Annotated in this window: 19 protein-coding genes; 8 read left to right on the top strand and 11 right to left on the bottom strand. The window is 48.5% G+C overall.

Annotation, left to right across the window (positions count from 1 at the left end; genetic code table 11):
- Positions 1-71: 71 nt before the first annotated feature.
- From DEU29_RS03455 to DEU29_RS03465, 3 genes are read left to right on the top strand one after another with little or no spacing between them, the layout of a single operon-like run.
- Positions 72-1,436, top strand: coding sequence for a GAF domain-containing sensor histidine kinase (locus DEU29_RS03455; RefSeq protein WP_133538861.1), 1,365 nt, complete (start codon positions 72-74; stop codon positions 1,434-1,436).
- Positions 1,437-1,451: 15 nt separating this feature from the next.
- The gene (locus DEU29_RS03460) at positions 1,452-1,907 is read left to right on the top strand and encodes a TerB family tellurite resistance protein (RefSeq protein WP_133538862.1); all 456 of its coding nucleotides are present in this window, start codon (positions 1,452-1,454) and stop codon (positions 1,905-1,907) included.
- Between the two features lie 14 nt (positions 1,908-1,921).
- Positions 1,922-2,662 (top strand): transporter substrate-binding domain-containing protein, encoded by a 741-nt coding sequence (locus tag DEU29_RS03465; protein ID WP_133538863.1) that lies wholly within the window; start codon positions 1,922-1,924, stop codon positions 2,660-2,662.
- Here the strand turns inward: DEU29_RS03465 and DEU29_RS03470 are convergent.
- From DEU29_RS03470 to azu, 3 genes are all read right to left on the bottom strand, one after another.
- The gene (locus tag DEU29_RS03470; RefSeq protein WP_133538864.1) at positions 2,646-5,756 is read right to left on the bottom strand and encodes an efflux RND transporter permease subunit; all 3,111 of its coding nucleotides are present in this window, start codon (positions 5,754-5,756) and stop codon (positions 2,646-2,648) included. The two genes, DEU29_RS03465 and DEU29_RS03470, sit on opposite strands and share 17 nt — an antisense overlap.
- Positions 5,756-6,814: an efflux RND transporter periplasmic adaptor subunit gene (locus DEU29_RS03475; protein ID WP_133538865.1), complete on the bottom strand. Its 1,059-nt coding sequence runs from the start codon at positions 6,812-6,814 to the stop codon at positions 5,756-5,758. The genes DEU29_RS03470 and DEU29_RS03475 overlap by 1 nt, the downstream gene beginning before the upstream one ends.
- A gap of 73 nt (positions 6,815-6,887) precedes the next feature.
- Entirely contained in the window at positions 6,888-7,337 is a 450-nt protein-coding gene (azu, locus tag DEU29_RS03480) for an azurin (RefSeq protein ID WP_133538866.1), read from the bottom strand.
- A gap of 81 nt (positions 7,338-7,418) precedes the next feature.
- Between azu and DEU29_RS03485 the strand changes: the two genes are divergently transcribed.
- Positions 7,419-8,576 carry a trans-sulfuration enzyme family protein gene (locus DEU29_RS03485; RefSeq protein WP_133538867.1) on the top strand — a complete coding sequence of 386 codons (1,158 nt, stop codon included), beginning with the start codon at positions 7,419-7,421 and terminating at the stop codon, positions 8,574-8,576.
- A gap of 32 nt (positions 8,577-8,608) precedes the next feature.
- Here DEU29_RS03485 and DEU29_RS03490 read toward each other — a convergent pair whose 3' ends face one another.
- Positions 8,609-10,300: an NAD-dependent malic enzyme gene (locus tag DEU29_RS03490; protein WP_133538868.1), complete on the bottom strand. Its 1,692-nt coding sequence runs from the start codon at positions 10,298-10,300 to the stop codon at positions 8,609-8,611.
- A gap of 189 nt (positions 10,301-10,489) precedes the next feature.
- On the opposite strand from DEU29_RS03490, the gene DEU29_RS03495 reads away from it, so the two are divergent.
- Positions 10,490-10,900: a hypothetical protein gene (locus tag DEU29_RS03495; RefSeq protein WP_133538869.1), complete on the top strand. Its 411-nt coding sequence runs from the start codon at positions 10,490-10,492 to the stop codon at positions 10,898-10,900.
- Here the strand turns inward: DEU29_RS03495 and DEU29_RS03500 are convergent.
- The 4 genes from DEU29_RS03500 to DEU29_RS03515 are packed head-to-tail and all read right to left on the bottom strand — an operon-like array spanning position 10,883 to position 14,948.
- On the bottom strand, positions 10,883-11,311 hold the full coding sequence (locus tag DEU29_RS03500; RefSeq protein WP_133538870.1) for an MAPEG family protein: 429 nt from the start codon (positions 11,309-11,311) through the stop codon (positions 10,883-10,885). The two genes, DEU29_RS03495 and DEU29_RS03500, sit on opposite strands and share 18 nt — an antisense overlap.
- A 12-nt stretch (positions 11,312-11,323) precedes the next feature.
- A complete protein-coding gene (murI, locus tag DEU29_RS03505; protein ID WP_133538871.1) occupies positions 11,324-12,070 on the bottom strand; it encodes a glutamate racemase in 747 nt (248 codons plus the stop codon).
- 17 nt (positions 12,071-12,087) lie between these two features.
- Positions 12,088-14,331, bottom strand: coding sequence for a heavy metal translocating P-type ATPase (locus tag DEU29_RS03510; protein WP_133538872.1), 2,244 nt, complete (start codon positions 14,329-14,331; stop codon positions 12,088-12,090).
- Positions 14,328-14,948 carry a DUF998 domain-containing protein gene (locus tag DEU29_RS03515; RefSeq protein ID WP_133538873.1) on the bottom strand — a complete coding sequence of 207 codons (621 nt, stop codon included), beginning with the start codon at positions 14,946-14,948 and terminating at the stop codon, positions 14,328-14,330. Before DEU29_RS03515 ends, DEU29_RS03510 begins: the two co-directional genes overlap by 4 nt.
- 118 nt (positions 14,949-15,066) lie before the next feature.
- On the opposite strand from DEU29_RS03515, the gene DEU29_RS03520 reads away from it, so the two are divergent.
- Complete coding sequence (locus DEU29_RS03520; protein ID WP_133538874.1) at positions 15,067-15,801, top strand: 3',5'-cyclic-nucleotide phosphodiesterase; 735 nt, start codon at positions 15,067-15,069, stop codon at positions 15,799-15,801.
- Positions 15,802-15,813: 12 nt separating this feature from the next.
- Here DEU29_RS03520 and DEU29_RS03525 read toward each other — a convergent pair whose 3' ends face one another.
- The 3 genes from DEU29_RS03525 to DEU29_RS03535 form a co-directional block, all read right to left on the bottom strand.
- A complete protein-coding gene (locus DEU29_RS03525; protein ID WP_133538875.1) occupies positions 15,814-16,335 on the bottom strand; it encodes a hypothetical protein in 522 nt (173 codons plus the stop codon).
- 23 nt (positions 16,336-16,358) lie between these two features.
- Complete coding sequence (locus tag DEU29_RS03530) at positions 16,359-16,799, bottom strand: PH domain-containing protein (RefSeq protein WP_133538876.1); 441 nt, start codon at positions 16,797-16,799, stop codon at positions 16,359-16,361.
- Positions 16,800-16,824: 25 nt separating this feature from the next.
- Positions 16,825-17,972 (bottom strand): IS3 family transposase gene (locus tag DEU29_RS03535; protein ID WP_133538877.1). Its coding sequence is split into 2 segments (ribosomal slippage): positions 16,825-17,726 and positions 17,726-17,972, totalling 1,149 coding nucleotides; the frame shifts between segments, so codons are not numbered across the junction.
- A 388-nt stretch (positions 17,973-18,360) separates the two neighbouring features.
- Here DEU29_RS03535 and DEU29_RS03540 point away from each other — a divergent pair.
- Positions 18,361-18,942 carry a DUF7010 family protein gene (locus DEU29_RS03540; protein ID WP_133538878.1) on the top strand — a complete coding sequence of 194 codons (582 nt, stop codon included), beginning with the start codon at positions 18,361-18,363 and terminating at the stop codon, positions 18,940-18,942.
- 9 nt (positions 18,943-18,951) lie between these two features.
- Positions 18,952-19,779: a hypothetical protein gene (locus tag DEU29_RS03545; protein ID WP_133538879.1), complete on the top strand. Its 828-nt coding sequence runs from the start codon at positions 18,952-18,954 to the stop codon at positions 19,777-19,779.
- Positions 19,780-19,808: the final 29 nt, after the last annotated feature.

Raw genomic sequence — 19,808 nt, forward strand, 5'->3', positions numbered from 1 at the left:
AACGGTCGTTCAATAGACAATTGCTGTCGCTTCGGTATAGTGAAGTTAGCAACAAATGTTGGAAAGGGTACATGCAGGAACGTCTGGAAAACATATTACTCGATGTATCTAAATCACCTGATATTGACGGTGGTCAATTGGATAAGGCAACGCGGACTATTTTATCTGCCGCAATGGAAGGGCTGCAGATCACCCGTGTTGGTGTTTGGCTGTTTGGCAATAACACCACTGCGATGCATTCCGAGCTTATTTTTGATCAACACGACAGCGATACCTCGCAGCAACTATCGATAAGCGAAACAGACTATTCCGATTACTTCGCCGCACTGCGCAAAGAACGCACTATTATCGCTAATGATGCGGCTACGCACCCTGCTACTCATGAGCTGAAAATTTATATGCAGCAGTTCGGCATCTTCGGCATGCTGGACGTGCCGCTGCGTCATAAAGGCGAAATGATTGGCGTTATGTGCTGTGAAAGCCGCAAAAGTGAACGTAAATGGACCGAAGACGAAGTCGCATTTGCCGGCATTCTGGCAGACATCTACGGCCGTGCAATGAGTGCGTCTGAACGTGATCAGTTTGAACAAATGCTGTTACGCCAGAACGAACAGCTGGAAGCCATTGTCGAACAGCGCACACAATCACTGCGTGAAGCACTGGATAATTTTAAGCAAGCGCAGGAACGCCTGATCGAAACCGAAAAAATGGCGGCTCTCGGTAAACTCGTTGCCGGTGTCGCGCATGAAGTTAATACCCCGCTGGGCATTTCGGTTACCGCAACCACCCACTGCGAACATCGTCTTAAAAAACTTAAAGCAGCATTTGAAGATGGTTCTATTTCGCGAAAGCAGCTGGCTACATTCATTGACGATACCTTTGACGCTTACACTCTACTCAGCAGCAATTTAGAGCGTGCCGCCACATTAATACAAAACTTTAAAAAGACCGCGGTTGATCAATCCAGTTTCGAACTGGTCAACTGCCCGTTAGCAGACTACCTTAATGCGCTGGTAATCAGCTTAAAGCCGATGGTTAAAAAGAAAAAAGTCAGTATTGCGATTGAATCTGAGGCAGATATTAAAGTAAAAACCTATCAGGGTGCATTAGCGCAGATCATTACCAATTTGGTCAGTAATTGTCACGACCACGCGTTTACAGAGCCGGATGATGCTCATCAGATACTTATAACCATCCAACCACACGAGGATGGTGCTGTTGTGCGCTTTAAAGACAACGGCAAGGGTATGGACAACGAAACCCGAAAAAGCATATTCGAACCTTTCTATACCACCGCAAGAGACACCGGTGGCTCTGGTTTAGGCCTTTCCATTGTCTATAACCTGGTCACCAGGAAACTCAAAGGTCAAATTGACGTCCAATCAACGCCCGGTGAAGGCAGCGAATTTATTTTACTTATTCCCAATTTATCATAGGACGCCAGACATATTATGTTGAAGAAACTGCAGCAACTTTTGCAAACCCATTTGTCTCAACCCGAAAAAGATGACTCAATAACCATTGCCGGACTTGATCAAAGCCAATCGTTAAGTCTGATCCTGATGGTGGAAATTGCTATGGCAGATGGCGAATTTTCTGCTGACGAACGAGCGTTAGTGAGTAACGACCTGCAAAACGAATATGGCCTGAATGCGGACCAGGCTGAGCCTGCGATAACCGCAGCTGAGGCTGAAGTAAAGCATGCGGCATCGCTGCAACATTTTACCGCGCCATTAAAAGACTTACCCTATCAGGAGAAAGTCGACTTGTTGGCAAATCTATGGCGACTTGCCTATGCTGATAGTAAGCTCGATCCACATGAAGAAAGCATGTTGCGGAAGCTTGCAGATTTGCTCTACATATCTCATGCGGATTATATAAAAACCAAGCTCAATGTAATGGAATAAGGCACCCTAGCCCCATGAAAAAGTTATTACAGGCCACCATTATCAGTGTTACTGCCCTTGGGGTTAATTCGGCAGCGCTGGCCGATGCCCAAGCGGGTATGGCAACCGGTTATCCTCCTTATCAATTTCTTTATCAGGGCGAGCTCACAGGTTTTGATGTAGCCGTTGCGAACGCTATTTATGACAAGCTCGGCGAGCGCCTCACACTGAACCAGTACGACTGGGACAATGTTGTCAGTCTATTGCGTTACGGCCAGCTCGACATCGCTATTGGTATGGAAAAAACCGACGTACGGCAGCAGTACTTTTCATTTAGTACTCCCTACTACGAAAGACAAACAGCGTTATTTATTCTAGAGTCTAATAAAGCTATAGAGAATGTCAGGCAGTTAGTGGGCAAACGCATTAGCGGTGACCGTCACTCGGTGTTGGAAGCGCACTTAAGGGAGCTCGGCCTGCGTGACGCTATTCGGGTTGAACAGGCCGACTCAAAAAAGGATGCCATGGCACAACTGGCAGTTGGCGAAGTCGAAGCCGTTATTATGCCGCGTCGCGTCGCTAATTACCTTGCAGCGCAATACGGTGTTCAATTGAAAGTGCTGTGGCAGCCAAACGACGCTACGCCGGTTGCAATGGCCGTTACCAAAGGCAACGACCAGTTATTACAAAAGCTGAATCAGGCAATTACACTGCTCGAGCAAGACGGTACTTTAGAGCGCCTGCGCGAGCAGTGGGACATCACGCCGATTCGTTAGCCTCATCCAGTTCTTGTGCGAGACGAGCCGACTCGTCTGCGCGAGGCTTAGTAAAGCGCGCCAGCCACAAATAAAGCACCGGCGTTAAGTACAGAGTAAATACAGTAGCCAGCCCCAGGCCACCAAATACCACCCAACCAATAGAATTACGAGCCTCAGCGCCTGCGCCACTAGATAGTATTAATGGCAAACCACCCAGAATAGTCGACACCAGGGTCATCATGATGGGTCGCAAGCGAATTGACGCGGCCTGCTCTATCGCTGTACGAACACTCTCTCCGCGGTCACGCAACTGATCAGCAAACTCGACCAACAACACCGAGTTTTTAGCCAACAGACCAATCAACATGACCAAACCAATCTGAGAGTAGATATTAAGCGATATCCCGGTCAGGAATAACGCATAAATAGCGGCAGCTATACCAAATGGGACCGTCAGCATGACCACTACCGCACTGTTGACACTCTCAAACTGCGCAGCTAACACCAACAATACAATTAAGAATGCCAGAATGTAGGTCATCGCGACCTCTCTATTGGTATCTTCAAAGGTTTCGGCCTCGCCAAGGAATAACAGCCCCATGCTTGGCGGCAACTCCTGTTGAGCAATCTCCCGCAGGATCTCTGTTGCTTCAGATAACGGATAATCCTCGTCAATTTCGAATTCAACTTCGATAGCGCGCCGTTGGCCGTGCCGTTCTAACTCTGCCGATACGCCTTCCTCGACCACTTCAGCAACACTAGAAATAGGCACCAGTTCGCCCGACGTAGACGATACGTACAAGTTCTGCATGTCCTGCGGAGAACGGATTGCTTCGACCCGAGTTTGCAGAATAACCGGGATCTGCTGATCTCCAACGTTAAGATCCGCGACATCGTCACCATTGATTGCTGCGCGTAACGTAGACGAAATATCGCTTAACGGTACGCCAAGCTCGGCTGCCCGACGGCGGTCAATCTTAAATCGCAATTGCGGCTGTGTTGGCTGATACGAAATATCCGGATTTCTGAACTCCGGCGCCTGCGCAACCACCGCCGCAGTAAATTCTTTGGCAGCATTATAAATATCGGTGTAGTTCTCGCCGGTGATTGCCATTTCGACAGCACCGCCGCCCTGGCCACCGCGCACGTTTAACGAGTTAGAGCCAAACGCTCGACCCGGCGCACCGACCACTTGTGATAACGGACCGCGTACTTCATCAATCACTGCCTGCTGAGATATATCGCGTTCTTCCCAGGGCTTCATGGTCGCCGTGATAAATGACAAGTTGGGGTCCCACTGACCCACCACCGTATAGATAGAATCAAATACACCCGCTTCCAGGTAAGGAATTAACGCGTCTTCGTGCTGACGAGCCTGGCGATCCATAAAGTTCAAGCCTACGCCGTCAGGCCCCCGGGCGAATACCCGAACCGTACCACGGTCCTCACTGGGCAGCAGCTCCGCCGCCACTCGGTCGTATAAAAAGCCAGCCCCTACAGCGGCTAATAACGACAAGCCAACGATCGCCCAGGAAAAATTCAATGCGACTTTTAAGGTACGCTCGTAATGTTTTTTGAACCAGTTGCCGACACCTGAGAACACATTGCGCTTACCGGCATTTTTGGGCAACTTCGCCGTAAATGCGGGTACCAACGATAGCGCGACAAACGAAGAAATAATCACTGCAGCAGCCAGCACGCCACCGAACTCTCTGAATAGTCGGCCGGCCGTTGACGGTAAAAACGCTATCGGCACAAACACAGCCACTAATACAGCCGTTGTCGCGACCACCGCAAAGAACACTTCCCGGGTGCCCAGTACCGCTGCGGCTCGTGGACCCAGCCCCATGCCCCGCCGTCGCTGAATGTTCTCGGTAACAACAATAGCATCATCAACAATCAAACCGGTTGCCAGCACCAATGCTAACAAGGTTAGAATATTGATCGAAAAGCCCATCAACCATATGGCTGCTACTGCGCCAAACAATGCCACCGGTATCGATAGAGCAGGGACAATGGTAGCCCGGAACGAGCCGATAAATACCCATAACGTCCCCACAACCAGCGCAATAGTAATCGCCAGCGTAGTGATAACTTCAGCAACAGATTTCCGTATGAACAAGGCGTCGTCATTAGTTACCTGCATTTCCATGTCGGGGAAACGTGCCTGCAACCGCTCAAGCATTGCCAGTGCCTGATCAGAAATTTCGATAGTATTGGAGCCGGCTTGGCGAATAACCCCCACGCCAACTACTGGTTTACCGTTTAAGCGCACGAAACTACTTGCATCGGCCGGGCCAAAGTAGGCCTGTGCCACGTCGCCGATACGTGTATCGTCACGCACAATAATATTTTCGACCTGCTCAGCAGTCACTGAGGTTGCATCTGCGCGAATAATGATGCGTTGGTCGGTCGATTTTAAACTACCTGCCGGAACATCAAACGGTGCTTGTCGCAATGCATCAGCGATGTCGGTAACCGATAGACCAAAACTCGTTAGTCTTAACGGATCCAAAGCTACCCTTAACACTCTTTCACGAGCGCCGTTTAACCTGACATCAGCCACCCCGTCTATAGATAGAAATTCAGGCGCGACGTCTGTCTCTAATCGCCGGGTTAGTTCCTCCAGACTTAGTGAGTCGCTACTAACTGCTATATCCAGAACAGCCCTGGCATCATCGTCAGCTTTTACAACAATTACCTGCTCAACGTCATCAGGCAATTCGCGTCTAACCTGATTGACCGACTCGCGAACCTCGCTGGCTACCACATCCAGGTCAACACCCGGTCTGAATTCGACCACGGTACGTGCAGAGTTTTCCTCGGACGAGGAGCGAATAGATTTTACCCCTGAGACTCGAGCAGCAGCCCCTTCAAGAATACTGGTAACTTCTGAGTCGACGGTCTCCGGAGCTCCGCCCGGCAGCGCAGCACGAACCGTAACGATGGGTCGATCTACGTCAGGAAGTTCGCGCACTTCTACGCCCATAATAGCTGCAACACCGGCCAGCGCGATTAATATATTAAGAACAACAATCAGAACAGGCCGGCGTATTGATACCGACGGCAAGTCGTTCGCTTCACCAACTGATGTGGTTTTAGTGTCGGCCATTACTCAGCAACCTCGGCAGCGTCGACATTCTCGACATTTTGGAACTTAACATCCTGACCTTCGCGCAAATTCTGAATCCCTTCCACGATCAGAATATCGTCGCGCTGAATATCACCGGAAACAAGCACACGTCCTTCCAGACGTTGCTCGATCTGAACTTCCACACGTTTAGCTTTTTGGTTTTCGGCCAACCAAATGAATGGTGCATTTGGCCCCCATGACAAAGCCGCTTCAGGGATAGAAACGAACTCCCGACCTAACAATTCAATTTGCGTGCGAAAGCTAGTGCCTGGTAAAAAATCATCTTTGCTGTTATCAATAGCAGCACGTGCTCTGAACATACGTGTCTTTGGATTAATGCGGGAGTCGCGCTCGACAATCTCAGCCGTTACCGGTGGTCCCGAATATCGCCACGGTTGCACTGTCAATTCAGCGCCTTCCTGTAAAATCGATACCGCAGCTTCAGGAATACTGAAATCGATAAGCAGGGTTTCACGGTCATCAATGGTGGTAATCATGGTTTGTTCGGTAATACGATCGCCGGGCTCAATATCAGTAAGCCCAACGATACCGTCAAATGGTGCAATAACCTGACGGTCATCGACTTCGGTCTGCGCTCTGTCTACTTCGACTTCGGCTAAGTCACGTAATAATACCGCATTATCCAGCTCCGATTGCGGCACCGCACCTTGATCAAAGCTGGAGCGTAAGCGCTCAACCGTGCGCTGCGCGTCTTTGTAATTTAGTTTCGCTTGTTGCAGTGCAACTTGCTGTCGACGGTCGTCAAGCTGAACTAAAACTTGTCCTGCTTCGACGCGATCGCCCGGTTCAAAATTAATCGATTCAACACGGTCACCGACAGCGGGGTATAAGGTTACGGACCGTCGAGCTTCAGCAGTTCCAACAGCTTCGACACGATTGGATTCGCGTTCAAACTGCACAGGCTGCGCTTTAACCAGTGCTTCTCGTGCTCCAAAGCCCTGCGCCTGCGCTTTATCAGGTACAATTGCCATCAGCGCTGAAAAAAGCGCCACTAAAACGATTCCGAAACCTTTCATTGGTACTCCATTTAAAAGCCCGTGATTGCTATCCAAACACGGGCTTTAGCTTAGCGATTTATACGAACGCTAATTAGTTAGTAATTTTAAACACACCTTGCATAATTGCAGAGTGGCCTGGGAAGGTGCAGTAGAACTTATAGTTGCCATTTGCATCCATTCCGTCAGTCGAGAAAGTAATCGACGTTTCCTCGCCACCACCGATAACGTCAGTGGCTGCAATCACAGCATCTGAGTCTGGTGTATAGTTGTTATCAAGACCAGCTGCCATGCCTTGTTGCACCACTGACTGCATGTCCGAAGCGCTACTTAATACCCAGTTATGGCCCATTACGTTCTTAGCCATCTTGCCTGAGTGAGTTAATTTTAACGTCACCTCAGAGCAACTCGCTGGTACTGAAAGTTCCTTTTTATCAAATCGCATGTTGTCATTACTATCGATGGTTAGTTCACATTCGTTGGCTAGCGCAGAGTTTGCGACCAACAGCAAAGAACCAATCAACAAAGTTTTCAAAAATCGCATTGCAATACTCCTGTAGTTACTATCAAATAACGCTCATGTATACGTGAATACGCACGTTTAGATTACTTTTTGAGTGGGTTTATGACGCAAAAAAAACAATTCGCGCCGCAGTCCCTGCTGGCACAAGGCTCTCCTTGTCTGCAGCAGCATCACACCAATGATAAACAATCATTGATACCGCCAGTATATAACTCAACCACCTATTTGCGTGATGAGGATAATCAATATCGCAGCGGACGGGTGTACTCGAGAGCTGACAACCCAACCTATAAAGCGCCGGAGACATTAATCGCAACCCTGGAGGAGGCCGCTGACGCTCGTATTTTTAGTTCAGGTATGGCCGCAGCAACAGCCGTATTTTTAGCGCTAAAACCCGGCGACCACGTCATTGCACCCACTATCATGTACTGGGCTTTGCGCAATTGGTTGCGCACCTTTGGACAGGATTTTGGCTTACATGTTCGTTTTATTGATACGCACGTCGAAGGCGCAGTTGAGGCAGCACTGACTGAGCAACCGGCACGACTGGTGTGGCTGGAGACTCCGGGCAATCCGTTGTGGACCGTTTCTGATATCGCTGCTATTGCGCAAAGCTGTAAAAAACATGATGCACTGCTTGCCGTCGACTCAACCGTTGCCACACCGCTATTAACCCGGCCGTTAAGCTTAGGCGCTAATTTGGTCATGCACTCTGCAACCAAGTATTTAAATGGCCATTCGGATGTTATTTCCGGTGCCTTGGCCAGCGCAGAAGATTCAGCTTTTTGGCAACGCATTGTCGCATTGCGGGCGCAAAACGGTTGTGTACCCGGCCCCGATGACGCCGCGCAGCTATTGCGCGGGATGCGTACGCTGCACCTGCGTGTCAGGGAGTCATGTGAGTCTGCTCTGTGGTTAGCAGAACAGCTGCAGGAAAATCCGCACGTTGCTGAGGTCCTGTATCCCGGATTGCCGAGCTTCACCGGTCATGAAGTCGCTAAACGGCAGATGCATAACGGCTTTGGGGGAATGTTATCGATTCGGCTTAAAGGCGGTGCAGAACAAGCAATTAAAACAGCGGCCCGAACACGTTTGTGGAAGCGAGCGACATCCTTGGGGGGTGTTGAAAGTTTGATTGAACACCGCGCCAGCATCGAGGGTGAAGGCACGCCGGTGCCCGACGATTTGCTGCGTTTATCGGTTGGGATTGAATACCGTGAAGACCTGCTCCGCGATTTAGAGCAGGCTTTTCGGTCCTAAACAAATAGCGTCGCGCATAATGCGCGACCTACTTATATACTGACGCGCTTGTAAAAGCGGTATTCTGGTTTCCAGTAATGACTTTCTATGCGTTGGCGTAACAGTTCATCGTCAATCTCCAGCGCGTAGCCTTCTTCCTGAGCGACCTTGCCGACCGCAAAGGCAATATCTTTAGACAGCTGTGCCAGGTCGTCAAACGCCGGCAGTAAGTGCTCACCTTTGCCATTAGCAGACGGCGACGCTTTCGCGAGTGTTTTACTGGCTACGCGGAACATTTCGTCACTGACGCGATTGGCTTTAACCGCTATCACACCCAGCCCAATCCCGGGGAAAATATAACTGTTATTGCACTGCGCAATAGGATATTGCTTGCCGTCATACTCTACTGAACCGAATGGGCTACCGGTGGCTACGATAGCATTGCCCTGAGTCCATTTCATTACGTCGGCCGGATGCGCTTCGACGTGTTTTGACGGGTTACTCAATGGGAAAATAATCGGCTGTTCAACATTTTTGGCCATGGCATCAACAACCTGCTCTGTGAATAAGCCCGCCTGCCCTGAAACCCCAATCAATACATCGGGCTCAGCACAATGAATCACATCCAGTAACGATGGGTAGTCACCGCTGTATTGCCATTCGCCTATGCGTTTCATGGGCTGCGCCAAGGCTTGTTGAAAATCCCGTAAACCATCCATGGAATCAACAACTAAGCCGAAACGATCGACCATAAAGACATTTTGCTTAGCTTCGTCTTCGGACAGCCCCTCAGCCATCATCTGGATCATCACCTGCTCAGCAATACCACAGCCGGCAGAACCGGCACCGACGAATACAACCTTTTGCTCGCTTAGTTTTTTACCTTTTTTACGGCAGGCAGCTAACAAGGTGCCTACTGTCACAGACGCAGTGCCCTGGATATCGTCGTTAAAGCAACACACTTCGTCACGATAACGTCGTAGCAACGGCATCGCGTTAGGTTGGGCAAAGTCTTCAAACTGCAACAGTACACCGGGCCAGCGACGCGTCACTGCCTTAATAAACTTATCCAAAAATTCATCGTACTGTTCCTGGTTAATACGCTTGTGGCGCGCGCCCATGTACATGGGATCGTTTAACAGTTTCTCGTTATTGGTGCCAACGTCCAGCATCACCGGCAACGTGTAAGCGGGGCTGATTCCACCACAGGCGGTGTAAAGCGACAACTTACCAATCGGAATACCCATACCGCCGATACCCTGGTCACCCAGGCCCAGTATGCGTTCGCCGTCAGTTACTACGATGACTTTTACCTTTTGTTTAGTCGCATTGCGCAGGATGTCATCCAGTTGATCACGCTCTGAATACGAAATAAACAAACCACGGGAGCTGCGATAAATATCGGAAAATTTCTCGCAGGCATCGCCGACTGTCGGCGTGTAAATAATTGGCATCATCTCTTCGAGGTGATCGGTTAGCAAACGATAGAACAATGTCTCGTTATTATCCTGAATGGCACGCAGGTAAATGTGTTTATTCAGCGGTGTTTCGAAGCTTTTATACTGCATGTAAGCGCGTTCGGCCTGCTCTTCGATACTCTCGTAGCGCGGCGGTAACAACCCGGTCAGGTTAAATGCTGCTCGTTCTTCCTTTGAGAACGCGCTGCCTTTATTAAGTAATGGCGTCTCTAACAAAGAAGGTCCCGCGTAGGGGATATACAACGGACGTTGTGCAGAATCTGACATGGGTACTTACTCCTAAAACAGTACAGACTAACTAATTGCTAATCATAGCAAATGTTAAGGCATAGCGGGGAATCGAATTAAACAGCATTAAAAATTATTGAACGATTGAACTAAATCGAATGCATGTTAGTAATGAAACACGTATAATCCAATTAAATCGAACAGATGTTTTAATACGCGAACCAAATTATGTACGAATGCTCAGTGTCCGATGCGGACTTTTTAATACAGCTGGAACAACGCTCGTTTGGCAAAGATGATATCGATCACCTTTGGCATTTACGCGTAGCCTGGGTGTATCTAAAAGCCCATCCATGGCCAATTGCGTTGCAAAAGGTAGTCGACTTGCTGCGTACTGAGCGCAACTTTGGCCTGGGTGATATTCCTTACCATCACACCCTGACCATCGCCTCCCTGCGCATCATTAATGTGCGCATCAGTAAAGCCGACTACAACGACTTTTGTGATTTTCTGAATGACAACCAGGATCTGGTCGACGATATGCCTAGCGTTATTAAACGCTATTATTCAGAAAAAGCGATAACCTCTGAAGCGGCTCAAACCAGCTACGTAGCGCCCGACTTACGCCCCATTGAATAACGTCACAAACACCATAACCAACAGTACTACGTTCGCTAGCAAACCCAGCATAAAAAAGTAACTGCGTGGGCTTGGATTCTTTTCGGTTGCAATAACGTAATACAACACCATGTGCGCCAGCCGAGCTACGGCAAATACCGCTGTTGCTGATGCTGTCCATAACGGATGAACGCCTGCCAATATGGCTAATACAATAGTCCCTAACATCGGGCTCAGATTTTCGAGTGAGTTTTGATGGGTACGCCAGGCCCTGAATACGAAACTCTGGTGGCTCAAGTCTTGCGGAGCTTTGCCCGGAATAGCCCCGGTTTGCTTTGCTTTTGTACCGCTGGCAACGAACCACTGCAGCAATACAGTTACAATAATAATAGCCATCCACAGCAGCGTTGCCCAGTAATCTGCAATTAACATAAGGTTTCCTTTTTATACTTGTAGCTGCCAACGTGCCGCGACACGTTTAACCGCCTCGACATTCTCTGATGCCATAATTTGGATCGGCGTGTTATCAAAGCGCGCCGTTAAGTCCAACCGCTGTTCCATCCAGTGCAGCATGGCTTCGCCGGAATGTATTGTTTTTGCGCCGCCAAAGTACGCAGATATCGCGGTATCGATCAGCGGAAAATGGGTACACCCTAACAATACAACGTCAGGGCGCATTAGTCCGCCAAAATAGTGTTTAAACGTCTCCGTTAATATTGGTCCGTCGTAGAGCTCTTCTTCGACAATGGGCACAAACAATGGCGTAGCCATCGCTTCAACCCGATGGAATCCCAGCGCATTAATACGTTGCTGATACTCGCCTGAAGCAATCGTTGAGCGCGTTGCAATAACCAGTACACGCGCGTCCTGAGTAATCCCCGGCATTTGCTGCAACGCCAGCACGCCCGGTTCCAGTACGCCATAAACCGGTTTATTCGAGTAGCGCTGCATTTGTTCCAGCGCCACCACACTCACGGTATTACACGCCACCACCAGGGCATCCACGTTTGCACCATTAAAAAACTCGACCGCCTCCAGCGCATAGCGTGTCACCGTATTAGCATCTTTGCTACCGTATGGCACGCGGGCAGTATCACCGTAATAAAGCAGTTCGCTAAAACAACCACTGCGCTGCAACGACCGTGCAACCGTTAAACCACCGACACCACTATCAAATATTCCTAATTTCATTAATTATCGTCGTCCGCTCAGGTACTCAGGTTAATACGTTTTAAGCGTAATGCGTTGGTTAGCACAAAAACGCTGGATAACGCCATCGCAGCGGCCGCCAGCATCGGTGATAACAATATACCAAACCACGGGTACAACAGACCGGCTGCGACCGGAATTAACGCGGTATTATAGGCAAACGCCCAAAATAAATTCTGCCGAATATTGCGCATCGTTGCTTTGGATAAGGCAAACGCCTGCTGCACCACGGTCAAATTATCAGACATCAACACCACGTCCGCCGATTCAATCGCAACGTCAGTACCTGTACCTATGGCAAAACCGACATCGGCCGTCGCCAGTGCCGGCGCATCGTTAATGCCATCGCCAACAAACACCAGCTTACCCCATTGCTTTTGCAACTGTTTAACGGCGTCTACTTTGCCATCGGGTTTTACCTCAGCCACGACTTTATCAATGCCAAGCTGGTTGGCGATACGCTCAGCGGTGGCTTTCGCATCGCCTGTCACCATCGCAGTTTTCAAACCGCGCTGATGCAGCGCTTTAATCAGTGCCGGCGCACTCTCGCGGATCGGATCGCTAACGCAAAATATAGCTTTTAACTGCGCATCTATCGCTACATAAATGGGAGTAAGTCCTTGCTTCTGCCACTCGCCAGCCTTGTCCGGCGCTTCGCTTAGCGCAACGTCGTGCTCTTGCATCAATGTGGCCGAGCCGACCAAAACCTGCTGCCCATCAACCTTGCCGGTAACCCCAAGACCCGACAATGCTTCAAATGATTCCGGTTCTAACATTGGCGTCTGCTCGGAAGCAAAAGCCACCAACGCTTCCGCAGTCGGATGTTCAGAGCGTTGCTCAAGTGAAGCAGCCAGTTGCAGCGTTGTGCTGTCATCGCCAGCAACCGTTACCCACTCGTTGAGTGTTGGCTCACCCTGCGTGAGGGTACCGGTTTTATCAAATACCACGGCATTGGCCTGTTGCAACGCCTGCAATGCGGTGCCCTGACGAAACAGTACGCCCAAATCTGCGCCTCGACCGGTACCCACCATAATCGACGTTGGCGTGGCCAGCCCCATAGCACAGGGACACGCAATAATAAGTACCGCAACGGCATTAACCAGCGCAAATGTTAGTGAGTATTCACCAGCAGCAAAAAACCACACGATAAAGGTCAGTAACGCTGCCGCCATCACCGCGGGTACAAACCATAAGGTGATCTTGTTAACGGTATCCTGAATCGGCAATTTGGCGCCCTGCGCCTGCTCCACCATACGAATAATTTGCGATAATACCGTTGTCTCGCCTATCGCGGTGGCCTTAAAACGCAGCGTCCCGCGCTCGTTAATCGTCCCGCCGACGACCTTATCATCCGCCCGCTTATGCACCGGTTCAGCCTCGCCCGTGATCATGGCTTCGTTAACGTAACTGTCACCACTAATGACTTGACCATCGACGGGGATCTTTTCGCCCGGACGAACTTCGATTTCGTCGCCCTTGGCTAATTCCTTAACCGCAACTTCTTTTGCATCGCCATCTCGTATAACGCGCGCGGTTTTACTTTGTAACCCCATCAGGCGCTGAATCGCATCCGAGGTATGACTTTTGGCCCGTGCTTCCATAAAGCGACCTGCCAGAATCAAGGTAACAATAACCGCCGATGCCTCAAAGTAAACACTCACTGACTCGGCCGGTAGCCACTGCGGCATAATGGTCGCGACAATAGAATAACCCCAGGCCGCAGTTGCCCCCAGCGCGACTAACGAGTTCATGTCCGGCGCACCTTTGAATAAAGCCGGAATACCGATTTGATAAAAACGCCGCCCCGGCACAAACAATACAATGCTCGTTAACAGCAACTGTATCCACCAACTGGTTTGTAAGCCCAGGCTGTTATGAACCCAGTTCGAAAATGCCGGCACCATGTGATTGCCCATGGCCAGAATAAACACCGGTAAGGTCAGTAAAGCTGATAAGGTAAATTCTTTGCGCAGGCCCGAATACTCACGTTGCTGACGCTCACGCTGTTCGCGCATCTCTTTATCGCGGTCAATAATCTCGTGGGCATCGTAGCCGGCGTCCTGTATCGCTTTAATCAGCGTATCAGTGGACACGTTATTAGCGGTAACTTCAGCTGCGTCCGAGGCAAGGTTTACCGCTACCTGCTCAACGCCGTTTACGCCGGACAGTGCTTTATCGACACGGCTTGCACACGAACCACAATTCATGCCGCTAACACTTAACCTGATGGTCTGCTGACTCATTCTGACTCCTTTTGTTGTAGCGTTAACAACAACCAAAATACAATAAGCTGGGCTACTTCTACGTAACGCTGAATGGCTCCGCGGATTTCAAACATCGGATAGGACGTCATGACTAAAAATCCTAACACGGTAACCGCAGCCAGCAGCACCAAAGCGACGCGAACCAACCAGCTGGTTTTGGGCGTTAGCGCTAGCAGCAAAGTACCAAGCGCGAAGCCAAAGTAACTGATAACAGCTACCACGTTGTGGATAGCCTGCGAACTGCTGCCATCTATCGGGCAACCGGCATCGCATGGCGCCAACGCCGAGGCTAAATAACCAAACGGCCATAAAAATAACAGCAACCAACCCACGTGACTTACCGAACGTACGCGTAATTGACTGCGTATAGACACCAGAAAACTAAATGCGATCATGGCCAGCGGAATAAAGCCCACCCAACCGAGCACGCCTGCATTGGGCGTACCCGTCGCATTGATCTCGCTAATGTACTGGCCAATATGGTCAAAGCCCGGCTTGACCCAACTGGCGACCAACTGCAGGCCGAGCCAAAAAACCGTCAGAATAATAAGCTGGGGAACATAGCCTTGTTGTTTTGTCGCGTCATTAGAAGCCAAAATTTGTCTCCAATTGGTTGCTATTGCGTTACTAAGTATCCTCAAATCATAACACCATTATGCGTCAAAGTTTTGTTATGCTTATAACCATGACGCCGTTGCCAATGAGGATATAAAAGTGTCAATACGTGTTTTAGGCTGTAGTGGTGGTTTGAGTGGCGAAAATCAACAGGGTTCCACCTGTATTCAAATCAGTCCTTCGACACTGATTGATGCCGGCACCGGCCTTGCCAGCTTGAGTCTGGCAGAAATGAGCCGAATCCGTCATATCTTCCTGACGCATGCGCACATGGATCATATTGCCGCGTTACCGACCTTTTTAAGCAACCTGTTCGAGCAGGATAACCTACCCGTCAAGGTATATGGACTCGCTGAGACGCTGGCTCGATTGAAGACTAATATTTTTAACGACGAGATTTGGCCGGATTTTACCCGGGTTATCGACGGGCAACAGTCGGTTGTCGAACTCGTCGAGGTCGCGGCCGGCGATATTATCGAACACGACGGTATGACACTAGAGCTGTTCGCGGTTAAACACAAAATTCCCACTGTTGGCTACTCGGTAAAAAGCGAAACCGTGCATTACGTGTTTTGTGCAGACTGCACCGAATCCGCACAATTGGTCGCTGATTTAAACCGCCTGGCGCCTATTGACGTGCTGATGATTGAGTGTGCATTCCCCGATCGCTTAATCGAAGTAGCTGAAAAGACCCAGCACATGACGCCGGGTATGTTACAACGCACACTGGCCCAGGTTAACGGCGTAAAACACGTATGGGTTACCCACCTAAAGCCAAGTTACGAAAAAGAGCTGCGCAACACCCTCAGCGGCGGCCACTGGACCGTTCTGTAGGTTAAGAAAGACCTAATCTATAAAGGTATGGTATTCAATTCTTGATACATACCCGAAATCTGATATTTCGAAGTAACTGGGTGAGCTTCCCATATCCCCGAAGGTTATCTGATAATGCAGGATATTATCGCTGTCTTGTTCTGGCTGACCCAGCGCATCAATTAAGTTTTGTCTGCCTTGGCATGTTATATCAGCAAACTCAAAGTTTGGCCCGCAGCCTGTTACAACCACTTTATCCAGCATGACTTTGTCATTTTTACGATCGAGGTGTCGACCCGCTATGATATGAAATCTAAACAATTGTGTTGGGTACTCTAGCGTTAATAATGTATCAAACCGATCGCTTCCGGGCATCTGTATAGATTTTTGTAATGTAGATGAGGGTTTGCCAAATTTAGTTTCAACCGCCTCAGGGCTGCCATATTTAGTGAACACATCCTGAACTTTCTGCAGCCCCTCGCTATTCTCCCAGTCAACCGCATTACAATTAAATACGAAGCACACAGCAATCAGTCCGGAAATTTTTTTTAACATCGTTTTTCCTTCAACTATTATGGCTATTCACGAGTAGCGTTTTTTATTGCTTGTTCCAGTTCGTAGGGTTTATAAATAGTCGCAATTGCGTGGTATTCGCCTGCGTTAGTATTAATAGTAATCAATCCATAGTTGAACCACTGGCCAATGTAGCTTTGGCTGATGTAGTAACTCCGAATTTCAGTTAATGGCGTATCTGTTTCTTTAATAAAAAATGCACCATGCCTCGCCAATATGCGTTTATTGGTGATAACCACTCTGGTTCGGGTATATTCCAGACAGACTTTTATGGCATCACACAGGACAAATAGCAACCATCCGAGCGAGAACAGCCCATCTTCCTCATTGAATAACAAGTTAAGGAAAACCCCGCCGACGGCAATTAGAACGACCTCAAAGAAAATAACGTAACTGAGCCAACTTCGGTGCAGTACTCGTTCATTATCTTGTAATAAAGTTCTCATTAACGTCTGAATCGCCACCGATAACTTAGACACTTCTCAGCTGTTCTCGGTAACGGTTTTCATACTCTACTGGTGACAGCAGATTATTGGAACCGTGTTTGCGTTTGCTGTTATAAAACATCTCGATGTAATCAAAGATATCACTTTTAGCATCACTTCTTGTTGAGTAGATCCTTCGTTTGATACGTTCACGTTTCAGCAACTGGAAGAAGCTCTCAGCAACAGCATTATCATGACAGTTGCCTCGCCTGCTCATGCTACCTTCCAGTCCATTGGCTTTGAGGAACGCCTGCCAGTCATGGCTAGTGTACTGGCTTCCCTGATCGGAATGCACCGTTACTCGTTGCTTAGGGTTGCGCCTCCATACCGCCATTAGCAGCGCATTAAGTACGATATCTTTTGTAATGCGTGATTGCATTGACCAACCAATTACTTTGCGCGAGAACAAGTCTACAACCACCGCAAGATACAACCAGCCTTCGTGTGTTCGGATATGCGTGATATCAGTTACCCAAGCCGCATCTGGGGCTATAGGATTAAACTGTCGTTGTAATCTGTTCGGGACAACAATGTGGCTCACTCCGCCACGGTGACGGGGTTTGCGATAGCCGACCTGAGCTTTCAGACCCTCTGAACGCATTAAGCGATATACACGGTTAATGCCACAAGCTTCACCCACGTCCCGTAAATCTGAATGGATCTTGCGGTAACCATATACACCACCTGATTCGAGCCAAAACTGTTTAATCAATCCCGTTAGGTGTTGATTGGCTTTGTGACGCTTCGAGTGAGGCTTGTTGCACCAGGCATAATAACCGCTGGGGTGAACATCCAACATTCTGCATAACCAACGAACGGGCCAACTGTCCGAGTGCTCTTTGATAAAGGCATACCTCAGTCGGACTGCTTTGCGAAGTATGCCGCGGCTTTTTTCAACAGGTCACGCTCTTCTGTTGTTCGTTTTAGCTCTTTTTGTAACCTTCTGATTTCAGCTTGCGCGTCGTTCAATTCATTATGCTGTTTAGAGTCAGGGCCGTACTTCTTGACCCAAGCATAAAGGCTATGCGTTGTGACATCCAACCGCTTGGCAACGTCAGATATTGAATGGCCGCGTTCAACAACCTGTTTGACCGCTTCAATTTTAAATTCTTCGGGGTAGCGTTTACCGCTCATAATCACCTCTCTTTTCAGTTAGTTTATCTAACTAAGAGGTGTCTAGGAAATTAGTGGCGATTCAGTCCTTGTTTTCGAATACATTAAAAACTAATTTATGTTATACCTTAAGTGACTGATTATCGCCAGAAACACCACCCCAAACAATTAACGAGCCCGTCGTGGCCTACACTTCATACTAACTGTTCCAGACCAATTTTTAACATCGACGGGGTCCGTTTTCTATGACGGTGTTTGCGGTTATCTTTATTCATCTGACCGCTATTTTCAATGACCAATCACTTGATAACTATCGCTGTTTATTTCTTTACAAATAGATTCCCCTGCCATTGACTTAGCTCTTAACATTTTATTAACTAAAGCTTGGATTATTCTCTGGAACCTAAACATGTCCGATAAACGCTCTCTTGAAGCACAGCGAATTGAATTTAAACAACGTCGCCTATTGGCAACACCCTTATCAGGGCTGATTGCCTGGACGATTATTGCCATAGGATCAGTATTTTTAGACCCATTCCCGCTGTCATTGCTATTGTTTATTGCGACGGGTTCTATTGTTTATATCGCGCTGTTCATCTCAAAATTTACGGGTGAAAATTTTCTCGATAAAAGCAAACCTAAGAATAGCTTCGACACGTTGTTTATGCTGACAGTGGCGATGTCCGCGTCGGTATATGCTATTGCGATTCCATTCTTTTTGATTGATTACACTTCTTTACCCTTAACCGTAGGCGTGCTAACCGGCTTAATGTGGATTCCAATTTCATGGATTATCCAGCACTGGATTGGTATCGCTCATAGCATCGCGCGAACTGTGCTGATTGTTGTCGCGTGGTACGCCTTCCCTGAGCAGCGTTTTTTAGCCGTATCTCTGGTGATTATTGCTCTCTACATTTTTGCCATTGCGACATTAGAGAAGCGCTGGCGTGCGCAGCAAAAGGTCAGTTTAACTAAACCAAATTCCGAATAGAGCCAACATATGTCGACACCGTTAAGAGTTTCATCAACGATTCCTCATTTATTTGCGTTTAGCTTCTGCATTATTTTTGCGGTACACGGCTACGTATCTTTAGAGGCTACATCGGCTCTCGACCGACCCAGTTCGACTTTCGCTCTTGGTTATTTATTTTTACCCATTTATGCAGCCATTCAGCTAGGTATAGGTTACCTCCTTGGTTTCATTTTTCGATTTCTTTTACGTCGATTTCGTTTCGACCTTACTTTTTCTCACATCAAACAATTAGTCATTGCCTTCGGCATTACCATCATTTTAAGTGGCTTTTCAGGCTACTCGGCTTACCAGCAGGTTGTCGAAAACGTTGCATTAAAAACTCCCCGCATCATATCGAACGCTGGTAGATTTGAGCGGCGGAACTCTATTCCGGTGGGTGCTAAAAAAGTGGCGGCTAGTTCAATCTTAACCTACGACGCGAACACATCTGGTATAACCTGGCATGGTGCTCCCATAGTCGCAGATGTAAAGGACAATACCCTAATCCTAAAGTCGGGCGAAAAACCACGACTTAGCTACGACTTCAGCGGCTATACCTATGTTTCGTCCATCAATATATTGACTGTCCAACAGTCAAGTCAACAGTGGCTAGCCCTACTAGTAAAACTGCGCCCTACCTCCGGCATTTCCATGCTATTGGTTTACGATGCCCTCGGGCAATTGCGTTACGAAGAATTACTGTCTCATTGTCAACCTAAACAAAGCCTGACACTTTATGAAGCGGCGGGGAATAACTTGCTTGTCGCAAATAGCTGTGAGGACCCTATCGTGTTAAAGCTCACATCGAATGGGTGACCGCAACAGGCAAAAAAGTTAGGCAGATA

The sequence above is a fragment of the Idiomarina aquatica genome, assembly GCF_004362895.1.
In the GTDB taxonomy this organism is placed as follows: Bacteria; Pseudomonadota; Gammaproteobacteria; order Enterobacterales; family Alteromonadaceae; genus Idiomarina.

Excerpts from the sequence above, each read along its gene's own strand:
- azu (WP_133538866.1), bottom strand. The coding sequence starts at position 7,337 with ATGCGATTTTTGAAAACTTTGTTGATTGGTTCTTTGCTGTTGGTCGCA.
- DEU29_RS03475 (WP_133538865.1), bottom strand. The coding sequence starts at position 6,814 with ATGAAAGGTTTCGGAATCGTTTTAGTGGCGCTTTTTTCAGCGCTGATG.
- DEU29_RS03500 (WP_133538870.1), bottom strand. The coding sequence starts at position 11,311 with ATGTTAATTGCAGATTACTGGGCAACGCTGCTGTGGATGGCTATTATT.
- DEU29_RS03510 (WP_133538872.1), bottom strand. The coding sequence starts at position 14,331 with ATGAGTCAGCAGACCATCAGGTTAAGTGTTAGCGGCATGAATTGTGGT.
- DEU29_RS03525 (WP_133538875.1), bottom strand. The coding sequence starts at position 16,335 with ATGTTAAAAAAAATTTCCGGACTGATTGCTGTGTGCTTCGTATTTAAT.
- DEU29_RS03490 (WP_133538868.1), bottom strand. The coding sequence starts at position 10,300 with ATGTCAGATTCTGCACAACGTCCGTTGTATATCCCCTACGCGGGACCT.
- DEU29_RS03470 (WP_133538864.1), bottom strand. The coding sequence starts at position 5,756 with ATGGCCGACACTAAAACCACATCAGTTGGTGAAGCGAACGACTTGCCG.
- DEU29_RS03530 (WP_133538876.1), bottom strand. The coding sequence starts at position 16,799 with ATGAGAACTTTATTACAAGATAATGAACGAGTACTGCACCGAAGTTGG.
- murI (WP_133538871.1), bottom strand. The coding sequence starts at position 12,070 with ATGAAATTAGGAATATTTGATAGTGGTGTCGGTGGTTTAACGGTTGCA.
- DEU29_RS03545 (WP_133538879.1), top strand. The coding sequence starts at position 18,952 with ATGTCGACACCGTTAAGAGTTTCATCAACGATTCCTCATTTATTTGCG.
- DEU29_RS03465 (WP_133538863.1), top strand. The coding sequence starts at position 1,922 with ATGAAAAAGTTATTACAGGCCACCATTATCAGTGTTACTGCCCTTGGG.
- DEU29_RS03485 (WP_133538867.1), top strand. The coding sequence starts at position 7,419 with ATGACGCAAAAAAAACAATTCGCGCCGCAGTCCCTGCTGGCACAAGGC.
- DEU29_RS03540 (WP_133538878.1), top strand. The coding sequence starts at position 18,361 with ATGTCCGATAAACGCTCTCTTGAAGCACAGCGAATTGAATTTAAACAA.
- DEU29_RS03455 (WP_133538861.1), top strand. The coding sequence starts at position 72 with ATGCAGGAACGTCTGGAAAACATATTACTCGATGTATCTAAATCACCT.
- DEU29_RS03495 (WP_133538869.1), top strand. The coding sequence starts at position 10,490 with ATGTACGAATGCTCAGTGTCCGATGCGGACTTTTTAATACAGCTGGAA.
- DEU29_RS03460 (WP_133538862.1), top strand. The coding sequence starts at position 1,452 with ATGTTGAAGAAACTGCAGCAACTTTTGCAAACCCATTTGTCTCAACCC.